This is a genomic window from Salinicola tamaricis, assembly GCF_003006155.1.
In the GTDB taxonomy this organism is placed as follows: domain Bacteria; phylum Pseudomonadota; class Gammaproteobacteria; order Pseudomonadales; family Halomonadaceae; genus Salinicola; species Salinicola tamaricis.
Window position 1 is genome coordinate 1,996,073 of sequence record NZ_CP023559.1, and the last position, 16,677, is coordinate 2,012,749.

The following is a 16,677-nucleotide window of genomic DNA, read 5'->3' on the forward strand; positions in this document are numbered from 1 at the left end:
GCCGCTTCGTCGCCTCAGCGGGGCTGCATCATGCCGAAGGCCGCCACCAGGGCAATGACCGCCGTCGCCACGGTCAGTTCGAGCAGCGTGGCACGCTTCAGCCGGATCAGTGCGCCGGGCGTGGCGGCGAGCCGAGGGACCAGGCGATAGCGGTTGTAGAGCGCCACCAGCACCATGACGAGGACCAGGGCCACCTTGATGCCCAGCAGTCGTTGGTAGGTCATCGACCAGTCGTCGGGCCAGTCACCGACGATCAGCCCGGTATTCACCGCCCCCGACAGCAGGACCATGGCCACCGCGATATGCCCCCACTGCGAGAAGCGGGTCAGCGCCAGGGCGGCGGGCCTCTGGGCGCCGCGAGTGCCAAGCTGGCCCAGCAGCAGCAAGACCGGCAGTAACGCGCCGAACCAGAAACCGCCGGCCAGCAGATGCAGCCAGTCATTGCCCCGGTGCAGCCAGCCGAGCGCGCCGGCGTGCATCGCCGCGTGCCCCGATAGCGTCAGGCTGCCCAGCATCAGTGCACTGCTCAATGCCACCGCCGGCGCGCGGCAGCGGCGAGGCGGTAGCGAGGTGGCGAGCAGCAGCGCCACCGCGATCATCTGGCAGAGCCAGGTGCTGCCGAGGGTGGTTTGCGTGGCGACCCGCGCCAGCAGTGCCGTATCTCGCATCGCGGACCAGCTGCCCGACAGCTCGGCGGTACGCAGCGGCAGGCTGGCGAGCGTCACGACCGTGGCCGTGCCGATGGCGCACCAGCGTGCGCCACTCAAGCGTTGCCAGAGCCAGTCGCGCAGCTCGGAGGGAGGCATCGACAACAGATAGGCGCTGGACCCCCACAGAAATAGAGCCGCCGCGTCGAACGCGAAGCGGCTCATCAACAGCGCCGTGCCGGGTTCGGTCACGGTGTCACGCTGAACGCGTAACCGCCCTCGGTCTTGTGACCATCGACGGAGAGGACATGCCATGTGACCTGGTAACGGCCGGGCTCGAGCGCGGTCTCGACCGGGGCGGTCAGGGTCGTGCCATCGTCTGCCAGGGTGGCCTTGCCTAGCTCGACGGCAGAGCCATCACTGCCGTTCAATTCGAGACCGCTGAAAGCCAGCTCCAGGCCCTCGGTGAAGGTGAGCGTCAGGCGCTCCGGCGCCGTGACATCCGCGCCCTCGGCGGGGGTCGCGGCCTCGAGATGCGCATGCGCGAGCGCTTGATGGCTGAAGGCAAGTGCCCCAGAGTCGCGATCAGGGAGAGTGACTGGCGTAGATTCATATGACGTTTCATGGGTTGGTTTCCTTGAGTGGCCGCCCCCCACTGGGGCGGCTGGTGGTATGTCGAGTGGCGATGAAGCCGCCTCAGAAATGAAAATCTAGCTTGGCCCAGACCATCCGGCCCGGATCGTTGACCCGAGTGTTACCCGGATACCCGAAACCGGCGTTGCCCGCGAGGTTGAGGTGTTCGCTGTAAGTGTTGTCGAAGACGTTGTCGATACCGCTGCTGAGGGTGAAGTTGGGGTTGAAACGGTAGGCGCCATTGAGCGAGAAGACGCCGAACCCTGCCGAGTCACCGAGATCCTGGCCGACGACATTGCCCTGGTTCAGTGCGATCCGATGCTGGGGCGCGACCAGCCGCCAGAGGGCGCCGACCGAGTAGTCATCGCGCTCGTAGGTAAGGCTGAAGCGCGACTCCAGCGGGGGAATCTGCGGCAACGGCTGGTCATCGGTCGCATTGCGGCCCCAGGCATAGGCCAGGCTCGCTTCGCCGGTCCAGTTGTCGCTGAAATCGTAGGCGGCGCCGAGTTCCGCCCCGGCAATGTTGGCGTCGACGTTGCGGACCTGGGTGTTGGCCCCGTCGTAGTCGAAGAGGATGAAATCCTCGACATAGCCAAGATAGCCGGAGACCCAGGCGCGGGTGCGTTCGCCACGGTATTGGGCGCCGACGTCGAGCTGCGTGGTCTTCTCCGGTTTGACACCGGCGAAGGCGTTCGGGCTGCCGTCGGGGCCGTCGAGCCCGGGCTTGAGTTCCCAGTAATCCGGGAAGCGCTGCACGTGACCCACGCCGGCGTACCAGGTGACCGGCGCCGAGGCGAGATCCTGCTCGTAGCGCACGAAGCCGCTGGGCAGCGTCGTGCGCCGGGTATCGCCCGCGGTGGCGGTATCGTCGTTATGGTCGTCGACGTGGTAGCGATCCAGACGTGCGCCGCCGATGACCCGGTCGCGGTCGCTGGCGTACCAGGTCAGCTGGTTGAACAGGCCGTACTGGATCTGTTCGTAGTCGCTGTCCCAGTGGTCGCCGTCGCGATTGCGATGAATCTGCTGCTGGGCGTCGACGCCGGCGATCCAGCTGAAGTCGCTCCACTCCCAGGTCGAGGCGACGCGGGTGCTGCGCGTGCGGCGATCCAGCCGCATCGCCATGCCGTCGCTCATGTCCATGCTGCCGCCGCCCATGTCCATGCCGCCACCGCCCATGTCCATGCCGCCGCCACCCATGTCCATGCCGCCGCCACCCATGTCCATGCCGCCGCCGCCCATGTCCATGCCGCCGCCACCCATGTCCATGCCGCCTGAAGGATCGCGCAGCGTGAAGTTGTCCATGATGTGGTCGGCGTAGGCGTAATTCGCCTGCAGTTCGAGTTTGCGCCAGTGTTCACTGATATTGCGCTTTTCAAAGCGAACGCCTGCCGTCTCCCGCAGGAATCGACTGCCGTCCATGCCACGCCCGGCGTAGCGCGCCTCGCCATTGCCACGACCGGCGGTGACCTCCAGCCAGGTGTCGTCGTCCGGCGTCAGGCCGAGGGCGATATCGCCATTCCACTTGTCCCATTTCGACGGCACCGTATCGCCGTTGCCATCCTTGTAGTCGTTGGCTTCCGATTCGTTGCCGATCAGGCGAACGTAGCCCGCTTCGTTACCCGCGGCGGCGTCGATGCGTCGATCGAAGCGGCCATAGGTGCCCAGCATCACGCTGCCATCGACCCGCGTGCCGGGGGCGTCGAATGACTCGGGCCCGCGGTCGAAGCGCACGGTAGCGGCTGAGGCACCGGGCCCCCATAGCACCGACTGCGGCCCCTTGGTCACGACCAGGCTGTCGTAGGCCTCCGGGGAGATATAGGAGGTGGGGGCATCCATGCGAAACGGGCAGGCGCCGAGCATCTCACTGCCATCGGTCAGGATCTTGATCCGCGAGCCGAACATCCCCCGAAACACCGGGTCACCATTGGTGCCGCCGTTACGAATCGAGGCGAAGCCCGGAATGGTCTTCAGATAGTCGGCGCCATCACTCGCCGGCATGGGTTGGCGAGGTTGGCGTGGGTCCGTCTCTACCGTGATCGGCGAGCTGAGCGGGACGGCGGTCACGACCAGGGTGTCGTGATGGCTCGCGACGTGATCGTCATGGTCGTGGCTCATCGTCTGCGCCAGGCTCGGCGTGGCGAACGCGGCGCTCGCCAACGTGACCGCGGCTGCCAACGCTTGGCGCGGGGGAAGGCTGCGGCCAGGCGCGGCTGTCTGTGCGGCACCCCAGCGGGGGCCGTGTGCAGTGGTGGACATGAAGTTCCCTTGAATGCGTTTCGAGTGTGATCCGGCCGCACGGGCGGGCAGCACCACCGCCGGAAGCGGAAGCCGGATGAACAGGATGAGAGTGCGAATCAGGAGAACGCGGGTGGGGCGCGGGGGCGGCCTTCGAACCACAGGTGGTCGCTCGAGGCCGCGGGGCGCGGCGATTCGAAACGACCACCGGCGGGCTTGAGGACGCTGCGGACAACGGCGGGAACGTCGCTATGGGCGGTGGGGAAGTGCTGCCACAGCGAGCAGTAGCCGCACTGATCGTGCCAGGCGAAGACGGCGCGCTCCGGTGTGTCGCGGGCGTGCATGGACGCCATCGACATGCCGGGCATCGCCGCCATTCGCATCGACGAATGAGACGACTCCGACGCCTGGATCTGCGAGATCAGCGGCCCCAGGAACAGCATCATCATCGCCAACAGCGCCAGACTGGCGGCCAGGCGACGGTAGGTGCTGCGGGTTCGAGTGAGTCGGATCATCGTCATCCACGCGATGGCGGTGGGCAGGAAAAGTCATGTGTTACCCACACGTCTCGGATGGTAACCAAAAAGTTCCGCGGCGACTCGCCGGGGGATGAGGTGGATTGTCGCACCACGGCACGTCCTGCTCGGTGCCATCCACGCTCCGTGATCCGCGAGGGGCGTTCGCGGCGGCGGGATCACGTATCCTGGCTCTCTCTTCGTCGCCTTGCCGGAGCTTCCCATGCGCATGTACCCGCTGCCGCCGCTCAACTCGCTGGTCGCCTTCGAATCGGCGGTGCGCCACATGAGCTTTACCCGCGCCGCGGGCGAGCTCAATCTGTCGCAGAGTGCGGTGAGCCGCCAAGTGGTCCATCTCGAGCAGTTTCTAGGGCGCAAGCTGTTCGTGCGCGAGCAGCGGCGGTTGACCCTGACCCGGGCCGGCGAGGCCTATGCGCTGCAGGTACGGGCGATCCTCGACGACTGCGTCCAGGCCACCGCCGAGGTGATGAAGAGCACCGGTGAGAACGAGCTGACGCTGGCCTGCACTGCTGGCGTGGCACAGTTCTGGATGGCGCCGCGGCTGAGTCTGTTCCGGCGCGCCCACCCCGACATCAAGTTGCGCCTGATCGTGCGCGACGGCGTCACCTCGCTCTCCTCGTTCGAGTTCGATATCGGGCTCTATTACCTGAAGAACCCCGCACTGCCGGGCTTTGCCACCACCTTCGTGATCCCCGAGCAGGTCTATACCGCTTGCGCGCCGGACTATCTCGCGACTTGCCGCGAGCGCTACGCGCTGGGCGAGGACGAACGCCTGAGCCCGGCGCAGCTGCAGCACGAAACGCTGCTGATGCTAGAGGACGCCCAGAGCCTGTGGATCTCCTGGCACGACTGGTTTCGCTACCACCGCCTGGCCAGCCCGGCGCTGGCCAATACCCTGGTGTGCAATCACTATCCGACGCTGGTGGAGATGGCGAGCCTGGCGCAGGGCATCGTGCTCGGCTGGCGGCATGTGATCGACAGCCAGATTCGCCGCGGGCGCCTGGTCTGGGCCTCCGACCACTGGGCCAGCCACGGTGGTGGCTATTTCCTGATCACCCCGGAGGAGCGCCGCGAGAACTACGCCACCCGCTGCTTCAAGCGCTGGTTGCTGGAGATGGCGCCCAACGAACCGCTGGCCGCGGGCCCGGGCGGCGACCGCGGCGCGGGCTGAACGATGCGCTGGCCGCATGCTGACATGCGTTTTTGTCGCTTTTCAGGCTCTTCCCGCGCTGATTAGGCTCGAGACGTTCCCGTCCCTATAAGAGCCCAATCATGACCGAACGCACGCCCCCCGCCCGCCTGCTCAAGAACTTCCGCTTGGTCGACGGCAGCGCCGCCGAGCCGCATGACGGCCTCCAGGTGCTGATCGAAGGTGACCGCATCGTCCAAGTCACCGAGACAGCGATCGATGCCCCCCACGCCGAGGTGGTCGATCTCGGCGGGCGCACCCTGATGCCGGGGCTGATCGATTGTCACGTGCACGTGATCGCCACCACCGCCGACCTCGGCGCCAATGCACTGCTGCCCGATGCGCTGGTCGCGGCGCGCGCCACGCCGATCCTGAAAGGCATGCTCGAACGCGGCTTCACCACGGTGCGCGACGTCGGCGGCGCCGACCGTGCCATCCAGCAGGCGGTGGCGGAGGGTCACTTCGTCGGGCCCAGACTGGTGATCTGCGGTAAGGCGCTGTCGCAGACCGGCGGTCACAACGACTACCGTGGCTTCTATGACGAGCGTGACGACCAGTACCAGACCCGCCGGCTCGGTTCGATGGGGCGTATCTGCGACGGCGTCGAGGCGGTGCGTCGTGCGGTGCGCCAGGAGATCAAGGGCGGCGCTCAGTTCATCAAGGTGATGGCCAACGGCGGCGTCTCCTCGCCCAGCGATCCGATCGACTTCCTGAGCTTCTCGGTGGACGAACTCAGGACCATCGTCGAGGAGGCGAGCAACGCCCAGACCTACGTCAGTGCCCATCTCTACACCGACGAGGCGATCCGTCGCGCGGTCGAAGCGGGGGTACGCTCGCTCGAGCACTGCAATCTGATCACCGCTGAGACTGCGCGTTTTGCCGCCGAACGCGGGGCGATGGCGTGTCCCACCCTGGTGACCTACGAGCGGCTCAAGCTCGAGGGCGCCGAGTACGGGCTCAAGCCGGAGTCGGTGGCCAAGATCGACGACGTGCGCCTGGCTGGGCTGGAGAGCCTGGTGACCATGCGCGAGGCGGGGCTGGAGATGGCCTACGGCACCGATCTGCTCGGCGAGATGCATCCGCACCAGTCCGACGAGTTCGTGATCCGCTCCCAGGTGCTGCCGCCCCACGAGGTGATCCGCAGCGCCACCGCCACCGCGGCCAAGCTGCTGCGCATGGAGGGCGAGGTCGGCTGTATCGCGCCGGGCGCCTACGCCGACCTGATCGTGGTCGACGGCAACCCGCTGGAGGATATGCGCCTGCTGACCGGCCAGGGCGATCACCTGGCGCTGATCATGCAGGGCGGCCGCCTGATCAAGGACCATCTGACGCGCTGACCATCACAACCACGATCCATCACAACTACGATCCATCACAACTACGATCCATCACAACTACGATCCATTACGATCACGATCCATAACAATCACAACCGGAGGCCTGCTTCATGCACGCACTCTTCGTCATTGCCTATCTGCTGCTGATGGTCGCTGTGGGGCTCTACTTCTCACGGCGCAAGGTCCACGACGATACCGACTTCATCGTCGCCGGACGCTCGCTCTCGACCCTGGTGCTCACCGCGACGCTACTGGCGACCTTCGTCGGCTCCGGCTCGATCGTCGGCGGTGCCAGCTTCGTATTCCAGCACGGCCCGGGGGCAGCGATCTTCTTCTTCGCCGGCACGCCGATCGCCGCGCTGGTGGTCTACTTCCTGCTGGCGCGCAAGATGCGCCGCTCGCGGGCTACTACCATCCCGGCGCTGATCGAGGCGCGCTTCGGCCCGGTGGCGCGCTCGATCGCCTCGCTGATCATCCTGCTCGCCTACGTCGGTATCGTGTCGTATCAGTTCACCGGCGCGGGGCAGGCGCTCAATCTGGTCTTCGGCCTGCCGGTATGGCAGGGCGTGGTAATCGCGGCGCTGGTGATGATCGGTCTGGCGACCATGGGCGGGTTGGTCTCGGTGGCTTACACCGACTACCTCAGCGCGGTGATCATCTTCGGTAGCATGCTGATCGCGCTGCCGCTGGTGCTGACCCGGCTGGGTGGCCTCGACGGTATGATGGAGGCGCTGCCGGCGACCCATCAGACGCTGCTCGGCGGGCTCTCGCCGTGGCAGGCACTGAGCTACTTCCTGCCGTTATTCCTGCTCATTCTGGGCGATCAGAACCTGTTCCAGCGCTTCGCCGCGGCGCGTGACCCGCAGACCGCCAAGAAGGCCGCGCTGGGCCTGGTCCTGGCCTCCATCGTCTGTACGTCACTGATCACGCTGCTGGTGTGCGCCACGCGGGTGATGTATCCCGATATCACGCCGTCGACCGCGATGATGACGCTGGCCCAGCAAGGCGTCCCCACGGTGATCGGCGGCCTGCTGCTGGCCTCGATCGTGGCGCTGCTGCTGACCACGGGCAACTCGTACCTGCTCTCGGCCTCGGCCAGCCTGACCCAGGATATCGTCGGTGGCCTGTTCAAGATCCGGGTGCCGGCGGGCAAGGCGCTGCTGCTCAACCGCCTGGCGGTGGTGCTGCTCGGCCTGCTGGCCTGGATACTGGGCGCCTTCTTCCCCAGCGTGCTGGCGATGCAGATGTACTCCTACGGCATGTATGGCGCGGCGATCACGCCGGTGTTCCTGGCCGCCCTGCTGTGGCCGCGGGCGACCCCGGCCGGGGCGCTGTCGGCGATGCTCGTGGGTGGCGTGATGACGTTGGTGTGGGAGATCGCCCTGGGCAAGCCGATGGGCTGGAACAGCGTGCTGGTGGCGATGCCGCTGGCGGCGCTGACGCTGATCGCGGTGAGTCTTGCCGGGAGGCGCCCGGCGGCGGTCTCGAGTACTGCCTGAGAGGGCGACGAGCGCGTTGGCAGAAACGTCTAACACCGCGGCCGGGCACACTGCCCGGCCGTGGTGTCTACGGCACCCGGTTCAGCGCGGCAACCAGCCACGGGCGATCAGCGGCGCCAGCAGCCGCCGGTGGATGCCTCGGGCCAGCCCGTGCAGCGCCGGCATGTAGTAGGCCTCGCAGCGCGCGGCGAGTAGCGCCACCGTGCCGGAAATGAGCAGTGCCCCCAGCATGTCCAGGGGAAAGTGCACCCCCAGATAGATTCGCGACCAGGCGATGCCCAGGCCGATGGCGGCGAAGATCACCCCCAGTGGGCGCAGCTCCCGCGACAGCAGCAGGGTCACCGCGGCGGCGGTGATCACCGTCATGTGGTCGCTGGGGAAGGAGCTGTCGGCGGCGTGGCTCAGGTAGGTGTGCCCCACTGGCAGCATGAACGGGCGCGGATGACTCCACGCCAGCCCGATCACGCTGTTGACGCCGAGCGCCGCGACGCAGGCCACCAGGCCGCGCAGCGCCAGGCGCTGGCGGGCCGGATCGCGCTGCAGCCAGCCGACGATCATCAGCAGCGGCACCAGGTAGATGGCATAGATGGCCAGCGCGTAGGCCAGATCCAGCGTCAGTCGCGAGGCGTGGGCGGGGGCGTTGAGCCAGTCGAACAGGCGAAGGTTGAGCGCTTCCATGATAGCGGTACGTCGGCGTCCTTGAGCGTCGTGCGGGAAAAACCAGATCGCCATGCTAGCGCCGCGGCGGCGGGCGGTGCGCAGGGATTGGTAACGAAACGGTCATCTTTTTGTCAGCCGCCGCCTGGCGCTGTCGGCGCCTGGCAACGGGTGATGGCTGTTGTTCTACGCCGGCTCGCTTAACAAGAGCTTAGAACGCCTTTCACAGCCGCTAGACGACGTGGGCTAATCCGGCGGCAGGGCGTTGCGAGGGCGCTGTGAACCCCTCCCTGGGCGCTACCTTTGCCATCCCTGGCAAAGGACCCTCGCTTTGCCCTGCCTCCGGCGCCCATCGTCAGAGGGGTTGTAAACACCCTCTTAGGGCGGCCACGCCGTCGCCGAGTGGTGCTAGCAGCGGTGGGGCGTGGCGAGCACTTCACGCCGGCAGCGGGTTGGCCTCGAAGAAGTCGGCCACGCTCTGGTGCAGCGCCTCGGCCAGCGACTGCTGGTGCGACTTGATCAGCAGGCGCTTGCAGTCGGCGCGGTTGGACATGAACCCGGTCTCTACCAGCATCGAGGGGATGTCCGGCGATTTGAGCACGGCGAACGCCGCCTTGTTGACCCGATGCTGATGCAGGTGGGTCACCTCGCCGAGATGGCCGAGCGTGGTCTTGGCCAGCTTCTGGCTGGCGACGTCGGTACCGCGCATCGACAGGTCGATCAGCACCGACTGCACGTCGGGGTCATCCGAATAGATATTGCTGTCGCGGGTCGAGTCGTAGCGGTCGGCGGCGTTCTGGCTCTCCGCCAGCCAGCGCGCCATCGCCGAGCTGGCACCGTGCTCGGAGAGGATGTAGACCGAGGCCCCGGAGGCCGAGGGGGTGGGCGCGGCATCGGCATGGATCGAGATGAACAGATCGGCGTGATGATCGCGAGCCATCAGCACGCGCTGATGCAGCGGAATGAAGATATCGCTGTCCCGGGTGAGCGACGGCTCGAAGCGCGGGTCCGCGTGGAGCCGCGCCTTGAGCGCATCGGCCACGCCCAGGGCGACATACTTCTCGTAGTGGTCGTCGGCGCTGATGCAGCCGGGGTCCTTGCCGCCATGGCCGGCGTCGATCTCGATGATCGCCTTGCGCGGCTGGTGGTGGGACTCGGCTTCGGCAGTGACCGCCGCCATCAGCGGGTCGGGGTCGTTGATGCTGACGATCAGTTGGGCGCGATGCGCATCCAGCTGGCGCACCTGGGTCCTGGGCTGCTTGAGCCGCTTCAGATCGAGCACGATGCGAATGCCGTCGCCGTGACGTCCGGTGCGCACGTCCTTGACGATACCGGCGTGCTGGCGCGGTGCCTTCGACGGCGCGATGCGCGAGACCTGCGGTAGGTCGATGACCACCCGCGGCGGGTTATCCAGGGCGAAGACCTTGTGTTCGTGGCTGCCCTCGAGCTCGATGACGAAGCTGGCGCTGTCGTCGTCTTCCTGCAGGGTAAAGGGCGTGAGCGGATTGGCGGCCAGCGCGCGGGTACTGGGGAGGAGACAGGTGGCCAGAAGCGTGGTGATGAAGCGCCTTCTATCCATGACGGTGACTCGTGAAAATGGGTGACAATGGGTAACGAGGATGACGTTATAACATAACTAATTTAGCCCATGGGGCAACAAGACTCTGACCCGTGCCGGCAGCAAACGATCCCTTGGCGTGCGGTATCTCAGGACTTTGGCTACCGGCGATTGGCTATCGGTCAGCTGGCGTCACCTTCGCCAGCAGCGCATGGCAGTCCGGGAAATGCCAGTCCACCGCCTCGGGGCAGGGGTTGTCGGGTATGTTGACGAGAATCGTGGTCGCCCCTGCCGCGCGGCCACAGGCCATGTCCATACGGCTGTCGCCGACCATCACCACCGCCGAGGGGGCGGTCTGCCAGTGTTGGATGAAGTGGTCGAGGCCGCCGGGGTGGGGTTTGGGCGGCGCCTCGTCGCGCCCCAGCACGTCGTCGGCGGCGAAGCACGCGTCCAGTCCGATCGCCTCCAGGGTGATATGCGCCAGCTCCTTGGCGTTGCGCGTCAGGATGCCCAGCCGGCAGCCGCGCTGGGTCAGCGCCAGAATCAGCTCGACCGCGCCACTCGCTGCGGTGGCCGCGAGTGCCAGCGTGCGCTCGTGCTCCAGCAGCCAGGCGTGCTTAGCGTCGCGCTCGGCCGTGGGTAGCGTCTCCAGGTGGTGGAGCAGATCCGCCCCTTCGGGAATTTCCAGCTCGCGCCGGATCGCCGGGAAATCGTGTACGCCGACGGTGAGCGTGCCGTCCATGTCGAAGACCCAGTGGTGGTGGCGATGCAGGGGACCAGACGTCATGGATCTCTCCTCGTGAGGTATGCCTGGCATTCTGCCGGCAGTCGGCCCCTGAAAGCCAAGGCGGTGGCCGTGGGCAGCGACAATTTCGTGGGCACTGGCAGGTCATCCGCCAGCATTCGTGGCGGCATCCAGAGACCCATCAATATCATCATCAGGTTTTCGGTCGGTGATAGAAAACTTAGCGGCACGTTGCTGTTAGCGCCCACACAGGCACACTTCAGCTCGCGCTTGTCGATATAGACTGACTTGGACACCGAAACGGCCCCCACGTCGCCGCTGACGGCCAGCAATGGCGAGACCAGTGACGCGCGTATTGAGAGCTGCGGAGATCGGTCGGGCGCTAATGTCTAATATCCGGGTTGCGTGACACTGTGCTATAGAGTCCGATTTTGTAGCGGGTATCTACCTATGTCGCATCCTCTCCCTCCCTTGAATCCGCTGCGGGCTTTCGAGGTCGCGGCCCGGCTGTGCAGCCTGACCAAGGCGGCCGAGGAGCTGCACGTTTCGCAGGTCGCGGTGAGCCGTCAGGTCAAGGTGCTCGAGGACTACATGGGCGTGGTGCTGTTCTACCGCCAGCATCGCGGTATCGAGCTGACGCGGGAGGGGCTGGAGCTCTACCGAGGCGTGAAGAACGCCTTCAAGGAGATCTCCGACGCCAGCCGACGTGTCTCGCGTCGCGGGCGCAAGGATGTGCTGTCGATCCAGTCTTACACCACCTTTTCGCAGCGTTGGCTCATTCCCCGGCTGGCGGATTTCAACGCCCGCAACGACCTGCTCGAGGTCAAGCTCTCGTCGTCTCTGAAACCGGCGGACTTCGATAGCGGCAACGTCGACGCGGCAATCCGTGCCGGGCGCGGAGAGTGGCCGGACCTGCACGCCGAGAAGCTGGTGGATATCGAACTCATCCCCGTTGTCTCCCCCGCCCTGCAGGCGTCGGCCGGGATCAAGACCGTGCGCGATCTATCCCGCGTTCGGCTGCTGCACTCGATGGCCCGCTCCTCGGACTGGCAGCACTGGCTCGCCGCCTACGGCGATACGGTCGAGGACAAGGCGAGTGTTCAATTCGAGAGCTCTGCGCTGGCCTACGAGGCGGCGTCGACGGGTATGGGCTGCGCCATCGCCGTCAAGATGTTCGTGGAGAAGCAGCTCGAATCGGGAGAGTTCCTGGCCCCGTTCCCGGAGACGTTGAAGACCGGCGAAGCCTACTATCTGGTCTGGCCCAAGGGAACGCCGCCCTCGGATGCGCTGCTCAGGTTTCTCGAGTGGATGCGGGGTGTGATGCAGACGCAAACGCCGGCAGCGCCCGCTGCCGGCGAAGAGGGAACGCCGCCGGCGCGGGCGCTGGACTCCCTCGGTTGATGTCGGGCCGGCAGCGCGTCCGGCGCTAGACCTGCGCCGCTTTCTTGAAGAAGGACTTGCGCAGGCGCGGCAGGATCAGCGAGATCACCATGATCGCCAGCAGCGTCGCGCTGATGGGATCGGTCAGGAACGTGGTCATGTCGCCATTGGCGATCGAGACCGCGCGGCGGAAGTTGGTCTCCAGCATGTCGCCCAGCACCAGGGCGAGAATGACCGGCGCCAGCGGAATATCCACCTTGCGTAGCAGATAGCCGATCAGGCCGAACGCCAGCGTGATGAAGACCGGGAAAATGGCGTTCTCTGTGGCATAAGCGCCCATCAGGCTGATTCCGGCAACGATGGCTGCGATGATCGGCCCCGGGATGTCAGACACCTTGGCCCAGAAGCGAGCCCCCGCCAGACCGATGATGATCATCACCGGCACTCCGATCCAGAGTGAGGCGAAAATCGTGTAGGGGATCTCCGGGTTGGTCGCGAACAGCAGCGGTCCGGGCTGAATGCCTTGAATCATCAGCGCGCCGATCAGGATCGCGGTGGTCGGCGAACCGGGGATGCCGAGTGCCAGCAGCGGCGCCAGCGCGCCGGATACGGCGGCATTGTTGGCGGTTTCCGAGGCCGCCACACCCTCCAGGCTACCCTTGCCGAAGCGCTCGGGGTGACGCGAGCTCTTCTTGGCCACGCCATAGGACGCGAACGAAGCGATCGAGGCGCCCGCACCAGGAATGATCCCGATCACGTAACCCAGAATGGAGCTGGTCAAGAACACGCGCTTGAGCTGGGTGAACGTGCTCAAGGGAACCGCGAAGAGCCCACTCATGGGCTGGCTCTTGACCGAACCCGCCGCGCCTTTCTCGATCATGAACAGCACTTCGGAAAGGGCGAACAGCCCCAGCAGTACCGGTACCAGCGGCAGGCCCTCGAAGAAGTCCGGGTGATAGCTGAAGCGCGGCACGCCCGTCTGGGTGTCGAGCCCGATGGTCGCCAGGCCGAGCCCCAGGCCCATGGCGATCAGCCCCTTGAGCAGCGAAGGCGAGAGGCTGGAGACCAGGCTCAGGCCGAGCAGCGCGAGCGCGAAGTAGGCCTCCGGGCCCAGGGCGAGGGCATACTCCGACAGCGGCACGGCGGTGAAGAAGAGCAGGACGGCACTGACGAAGATGCCCACACCCGAGGAGATGATGGAGACGTTCAGCGCCAGGCCGGCCTTGCCCTGCTGCGACAGCGGGTAGCCATCCCAGGAGGTGGCGACCGCCGCGGCGGTGCCCGGCGAGTTGAGCAGAATCGCCGAGATCGCACCGCCATATTCGGCGGCGACATACAGGGCCACCAGGGTGACGATGGAGACCGTGGGGTCCATGCCGTAGGTGAAGGGAATCATCAGGGCGACGCCCAGGCTCGGCCCCAGCCCGGGGATGGCCCCGATGAGATAGCCCAAGAGCGCCCCGCCGAGCAGACCCACCACGACCAGCGGGTTGGCGAAAGAGCCGAATCCGACCAGTATTTGATCAATCATCTGATGCCCTCAATCGAAGTAGACGCCGAGCGCCATGACGAAAATGGCGTAAATGGCGGCGGAGAACAGGGGAGGAATGATCGCCAGCATCGTCAGGCGTCGTTCGCCTGCGACCCACATGAGCAGGAATGAGAACAGGGCGATCGTAATCAGCGGTCCTGCCGTCTTCAGCAGCGTGGTCTCGGCGATGAGGATGGCGACGGCGGCCAGCACCGACAGGGGGCGGCTGAATGCCACACGCTCCTGGGGCGTTCTGCGCGGCTTGATGAAGAGGCTGATGAACAGAAGACCCAGAAGCAGCAGCAGGTTGATGACGGCGATGATGAGCGGAAATCCGCCGGGACCCACGTGTGGGCTCGGTACCTGAACATGAAGCCGATAGGCTTCGCTCAGGTAGAAGATATCGGCAGCGATGAGCAGCAGATAGATCACGACTTCTGCCAGAGATTTCTTGATCGTCAAGGTCTGGTCGCGATCGTGATGGTCATCGACATCGTTGCCGATTCGGGAGGGGGATTTTACGGCCTCTACGGTCATGAGGAACCTCCACAAGACGTGATGGTGGTATCGTTCTTGTTGCCATTCGGGCGAGGCGAACGCGCGCTCTTCGGCGCCAGGATGGAAACACCGCCGAAGAGATAGCGCTACTATGGGGGATGCGGCCGACTCGGATCGACTGAGGATATGTCAGGGAGGTCTGGCCATACTGTTGGTCACATTTTCGACCAATGGCTACTGGCCAATCGTGACGCCCAGTGGGCGCCGCGTGACCGCTGAACTCGCCCGGTCCGGCGACACGGGGCGCCCCGCTGGCAAGGCGACCTCAGCACCGTCGATCAGTAGCGCCACGCCTTGGCCCACGCCCACGCACATGCTGCACAGCCCGTAGCGCCCACCGCTGGCCTCCAACTGATGCGCGCGGTGGTGATCAGGCGTGCACCGGAGGCGCCCAGTGGGTGGCCGATGGCGATGGCGCCGCCGTTAGGGTTGACGCGTGGATCGTCGTCGGCGAGTCCCAGCCGGCGGCCTACCGCCAGCGCCTGGGAGGCGAAGGCCTCGTTGAGCTCGATGGTGTCCATCTGCTCGAGGCTGAGCCCGGTCTGGGCCAGCAGCTTCTCGATCGCCGGCACCGGGCCCATGCCCATCACCCGCGGTGCCACCCCGGCCGTCGCCATGCCGACGATGCGCGCGCGTCCGACCAGGCCGTGCCGGCGGGCACCCTCGGGCGTGGCCAGCAGCAGCGCACAGGCGCCATCGTTGATACCCGAGCGCTTGCGGGCGGTGATGCTACCGTCTGCGTGCGTCACGCTGCGCAGCTTGCTCAGCGCTTCCAGCGTACTCTCCGGTCGCGGATGCTCGTCGCAGGTGAACGCCAGGTCGGGCTGGCCGCGTCGGCTCACGGTCACCGACATCAGCTCCCGGTCGAAGAATCCGCGGGCGTGGGCGGCCTGCCAGCGCTGCTGGCTGCGCAGGGCGAAGGCGTCCTGATCGGCGCGGCTGACACGCTCCTCCTCGGCGACGTTCTCGGCCGTCTGCGTCAGCGGATCGACGCCGTAGCGTGCCTTCATCGCTGGATTGATCAGGCGCCAGCCAATGGTGGTGTCTTCCAGGGTCTGGCCGCGCGAAAAGGGCTTTTCGGCCTTGCCCATGACATAGGGTGAGCGGCTCATGCTCTCGACGCCGCCGGCCACCATCAGTTGAGCCTCACCGCAGCGTAGGGCGCGGGCGGCACTGCCGACCGCATCCATGCCGGAGCCGCACAGACGGTTGAGGGTAGATCCCGGGACTTCGAGCGGCAGCCCGGCGAGCAGCGCGGCCCATGCGTGCGACGTTGCGGTTGTCCTCGCCGGCCTGGTTGGCACAGCCATAGATCACGTCGTCGACCCGGTGCCAGTCGAGCTCGGGGTGGCGCTGCATCAGCGCCTGTATCGGCAGGGCGCGAGATCGTCGGCACGGATGCCGGAGAGGGCGCCCTGAAAGCGCCCGAACGGGGTGCGGATGGCGTCACAGATCCACGCTTCTGACATCACGTCTTGCTCCTGTTGGCGGACTCGGAAGGCCCGTGGGAAGATTCTCGCGAACACGCCGTGGACAGGACGACGGGGTCACCGGCCACATGGCCCCGGCCGCTCGCCCGGGCGAGCTGGTCGAGGGCTGTGGCAAGGGCCTCCACGGGCATCTGGCGGGCGATGAACACCGGCCCGCCGCGCCAGCGCGGAAAGCCGTAACCATTGACCAGCGCGATATCGATATCCTCGGCACGGCGACAGACACCTTCCCCGATGACCAGCAGCGCCTCGTTGATCAGCGCCGCCACCACGCGTTGCTGGATCTCGCTGGCGCTGAATGCGCGCGGCTCGATACCCTGCGCCTGGCGATAGGCGTCGATCATGGACATCACCTCGGGATCTTCCGAAGGCTGCAGCGAATCGTCGTAGCGGTAGTAGCCTTGGCGGGTCTTGCGTCCGAAGCGGCCGGCCTCGCACAGGCGGTCGGGCAGACCGACATAGCGCCGGTCGGCGTCTGCCGCGCCAGTGGCCTGGCGCATCTTCCAGGCGATATCGAGTCCGGACATGTCGGCGACCTTGAATGGCCCCATGGCGAAGCCGAACGCCTCCAGCGCGGTGTCGATCTGCGTCGGGGAGGCGCCCTCTTCGAGCATGAACTCACACTGCGGCGGTAGGCGGCATAGATCCGGTTGCCGACGAAGCCCCAGGCATTGCGGACCAC

Annotated in this window: 14 protein-coding genes and 1 pseudogene; 4 read left to right on the forward strand and 11 right to left on the reverse strand. The window is 66.2% G+C overall.

Features of this window, described 5'->3' with window-relative positions:
- Nucleotides 1–14: 14 nt before the first annotated feature.
- The 4 genes from copD to CN538_RS09200 all read right to left on the reverse strand — a co-directional run bounded on the left by copD (nt 15) and on the right by CN538_RS09200 (nt 4,030).
- Nucleotides 15–899, reverse strand: coding sequence for a copper homeostasis membrane protein CopD (gene copD / locus CN538_RS09185; RefSeq protein ID WP_164999558.1), 885 nt, complete (start codon nt 897–899; stop codon nt 15–17).
- Nucleotides 896–1,303, reverse strand: coding sequence for a copper homeostasis periplasmic binding protein CopC (gene copC, locus CN538_RS09190; RefSeq protein WP_106419229.1), 408 nt, complete (start codon nt 1,301–1,303; stop codon nt 896–898). Before copC ends, copD begins: the two co-directional genes overlap by 4 nt.
- 40 nt (nt 1,304–1,343) lie before the next feature.
- Nucleotides 1,344–3,395, reverse strand: a complete 2,052-nt coding sequence (locus tag CN538_RS09195) for a TonB-dependent receptor domain-containing protein (RefSeq protein WP_106419230.1) — start codon at nt 3,393–3,395, stop codon at nt 1,344–1,346.
- A 239-nt stretch (nt 3,396–3,634) separates the two neighbouring features.
- Complete coding sequence (locus tag CN538_RS09200) at nt 3,635–4,030, reverse strand: DUF2946 domain-containing protein (RefSeq protein WP_157958851.1); 396 nt, start codon at nt 4,028–4,030, stop codon at nt 3,635–3,637.
- A 223-nt stretch (nt 4,031–4,253) separates the two neighbouring features.
- On the opposite strand from CN538_RS09200, the gene CN538_RS09205 reads away from it, so the two are divergent.
- The 3 genes from CN538_RS09205 (at nt 4,254) to CN538_RS09215 (ending at nt 8,076) form a co-directional block, all read left to right on the forward strand.
- Entirely contained in the window at nt 4,254–5,222 is a 969-nt protein-coding gene (locus CN538_RS09205) for a LysR substrate-binding domain-containing protein (RefSeq protein WP_106419232.1), read from the forward strand.
- Between the two features lie 101 nt (nt 5,223–5,323).
- Nucleotides 5,324–6,577, forward strand: a complete 1,254-nt coding sequence (locus tag CN538_RS09210) for a metal-dependent hydrolase family protein (protein WP_106419233.1) — start codon at nt 5,324–5,326, stop codon at nt 6,575–6,577.
- Between the two features lie 110 nt (nt 6,578–6,687).
- Nucleotides 6,688–8,076 carry a sodium:solute symporter family protein gene (locus CN538_RS09215; RefSeq protein WP_207233708.1) on the forward strand — a complete coding sequence of 463 codons (1,389 nt, stop codon included), beginning with the start codon at nt 6,688–6,690 and terminating at the stop codon, nt 8,074–8,076.
- Nucleotides 8,077–8,157: 81 nt separating this feature from the next.
- On the opposite strand, the gene CN538_RS09220 is transcribed toward CN538_RS09215, so the two are convergent.
- The 3 genes from CN538_RS09220 to CN538_RS09230 form a co-directional block, all read right to left on the reverse strand.
- Nucleotides 8,158–8,808: a phosphatase PAP2 family protein gene (locus CN538_RS09220; protein WP_207233709.1), complete on the reverse strand. Its 651-nt coding sequence runs from the start codon at nt 8,806–8,808 to the stop codon at nt 8,158–8,160.
- Nucleotides 8,809–9,169: 361 nt separating this feature from the next.
- Nucleotides 9,170–10,312 carry an N-acetylmuramoyl-L-alanine amidase gene (locus tag CN538_RS09225; RefSeq protein ID WP_106419235.1) on the reverse strand — a complete coding sequence of 381 codons (1,143 nt, stop codon included), beginning with the start codon at nt 10,310–10,312 and terminating at the stop codon, nt 9,170–9,172.
- Nucleotides 10,313–10,466: 154 nt separating this feature from the next.
- Complete coding sequence (locus tag CN538_RS09230) at nt 10,467–11,078, reverse strand: HAD family hydrolase (RefSeq protein WP_106419236.1); 612 nt, start codon at nt 11,076–11,078, stop codon at nt 10,467–10,469.
- A gap of 408 nt (nt 11,079–11,486) precedes the next feature.
- On the opposite strand from CN538_RS09230, the gene CN538_RS09240 reads away from it, so the two are divergent.
- Entirely contained in the window at nt 11,487–12,437 is a 951-nt protein-coding gene (locus tag CN538_RS09240; protein ID WP_106419237.1) for a LysR substrate-binding domain-containing protein, read from the forward strand.
- A 25-nt stretch (nt 12,438–12,462) separates the two neighbouring features.
- Here CN538_RS09240 and CN538_RS09245 read toward each other — a convergent pair whose 3' ends face one another.
- From CN538_RS09245 to CN538_RS09260, 4 genes and pseudogenes are all read right to left on the reverse strand, one after another.
- Complete coding sequence (locus CN538_RS09245; protein WP_106419238.1) at nt 12,463–13,947, reverse strand: tripartite tricarboxylate transporter permease; 1,485 nt, start codon at nt 13,945–13,947, stop codon at nt 12,463–12,465.
- A 9-nt stretch (nt 13,948–13,956) separates the two neighbouring features.
- Nucleotides 13,957–14,484, reverse strand: a complete 528-nt coding sequence (locus CN538_RS09250; RefSeq protein ID WP_106419239.1) for a tripartite tricarboxylate transporter TctB family protein — start codon at nt 14,482–14,484, stop codon at nt 13,957–13,959.
- A 294-nt stretch (nt 14,485–14,778) separates the two neighbouring features.
- A pseudogene (pcaF, locus tag CN538_RS09255) lies at nt 14,779–15,974 on the reverse strand (3-oxoadipyl-CoA thiolase); the annotation flags it as partial.
- Nucleotides 15,974–16,609 (reverse strand): 3-hydroxyacyl-CoA dehydrogenase family protein, encoded by a 636-nt coding sequence (locus CN538_RS09260; RefSeq protein WP_106419240.1) that lies wholly within the window; start codon nt 16,607–16,609, stop codon nt 15,974–15,976. The pseudogene pcaF and the gene CN538_RS09260, both read right to left, overlap by 1 nt.
- Nucleotides 16,610–16,677 lie beyond the last annotated feature (68 nt).

Excerpts from the sequence above, each read along its gene's own strand:
- CN538_RS09195 (WP_106419230.1), bottom strand. The coding sequence starts at position 3,395 with ATGAGCCACGACCATGACGATCACGTCGCGAGCCATCACGACACCCTG.
- CN538_RS09200 (WP_157958851.1), bottom strand. The coding sequence starts at position 4,030 with ATGATCCGACTCACTCGAACCCGCAGCACCTACCGTCGCCTGGCCGCC.
- CN538_RS09205 (WP_106419232.1), top strand. The coding sequence starts at position 4,254 with ATGCGCATGTACCCGCTGCCGCCGCTCAACTCGCTGGTCGCCTTCGAA.
- CN538_RS09210 (WP_106419233.1), top strand. The coding sequence starts at position 5,324 with ATGACCGAACGCACGCCCCCCGCCCGCCTGCTCAAGAACTTCCGCTTG.
- CN538_RS09215 (WP_207233708.1), top strand. The coding sequence starts at position 6,688 with ATGCACGCACTCTTCGTCATTGCCTATCTGCTGCTGATGGTCGCTGTG.
- CN538_RS09220 (WP_207233709.1), bottom strand. The coding sequence starts at position 8,808 with ATGGCGATCTGGTTTTTCCCGCACGACGCTCAAGGACGCCGACGTACC.
- CN538_RS09225 (WP_106419235.1), bottom strand. The coding sequence starts at position 10,312 with ATGGATAGAAGGCGCTTCATCACCACGCTTCTGGCCACCTGTCTCCTC.
- CN538_RS09230 (WP_106419236.1), bottom strand. The coding sequence starts at position 11,078 with ATGACGTCTGGTCCCCTGCATCGCCACCACCACTGGGTCTTCGACATG.
- CN538_RS09240 (WP_106419237.1), top strand. The coding sequence starts at position 11,487 with ATGTCGCATCCTCTCCCTCCCTTGAATCCGCTGCGGGCTTTCGAGGTC.
- CN538_RS09245 (WP_106419238.1), bottom strand. The coding sequence starts at position 13,947 with ATGATTGATCAAATACTGGTCGGATTCGGCTCTTTCGCCAACCCGCTG.
- CN538_RS09250 (WP_106419239.1), bottom strand. The coding sequence starts at position 14,484 with ATGACCGTAGAGGCCGTAAAATCCCCCTCCCGAATCGGCAACGATGTC.
- CN538_RS09260 (WP_106419240.1), bottom strand. The coding sequence starts at position 16,609 with ATGCTCGAAGAGGGCGCCTCCCCGACGCAGATCGACACCGCGCTGGAG.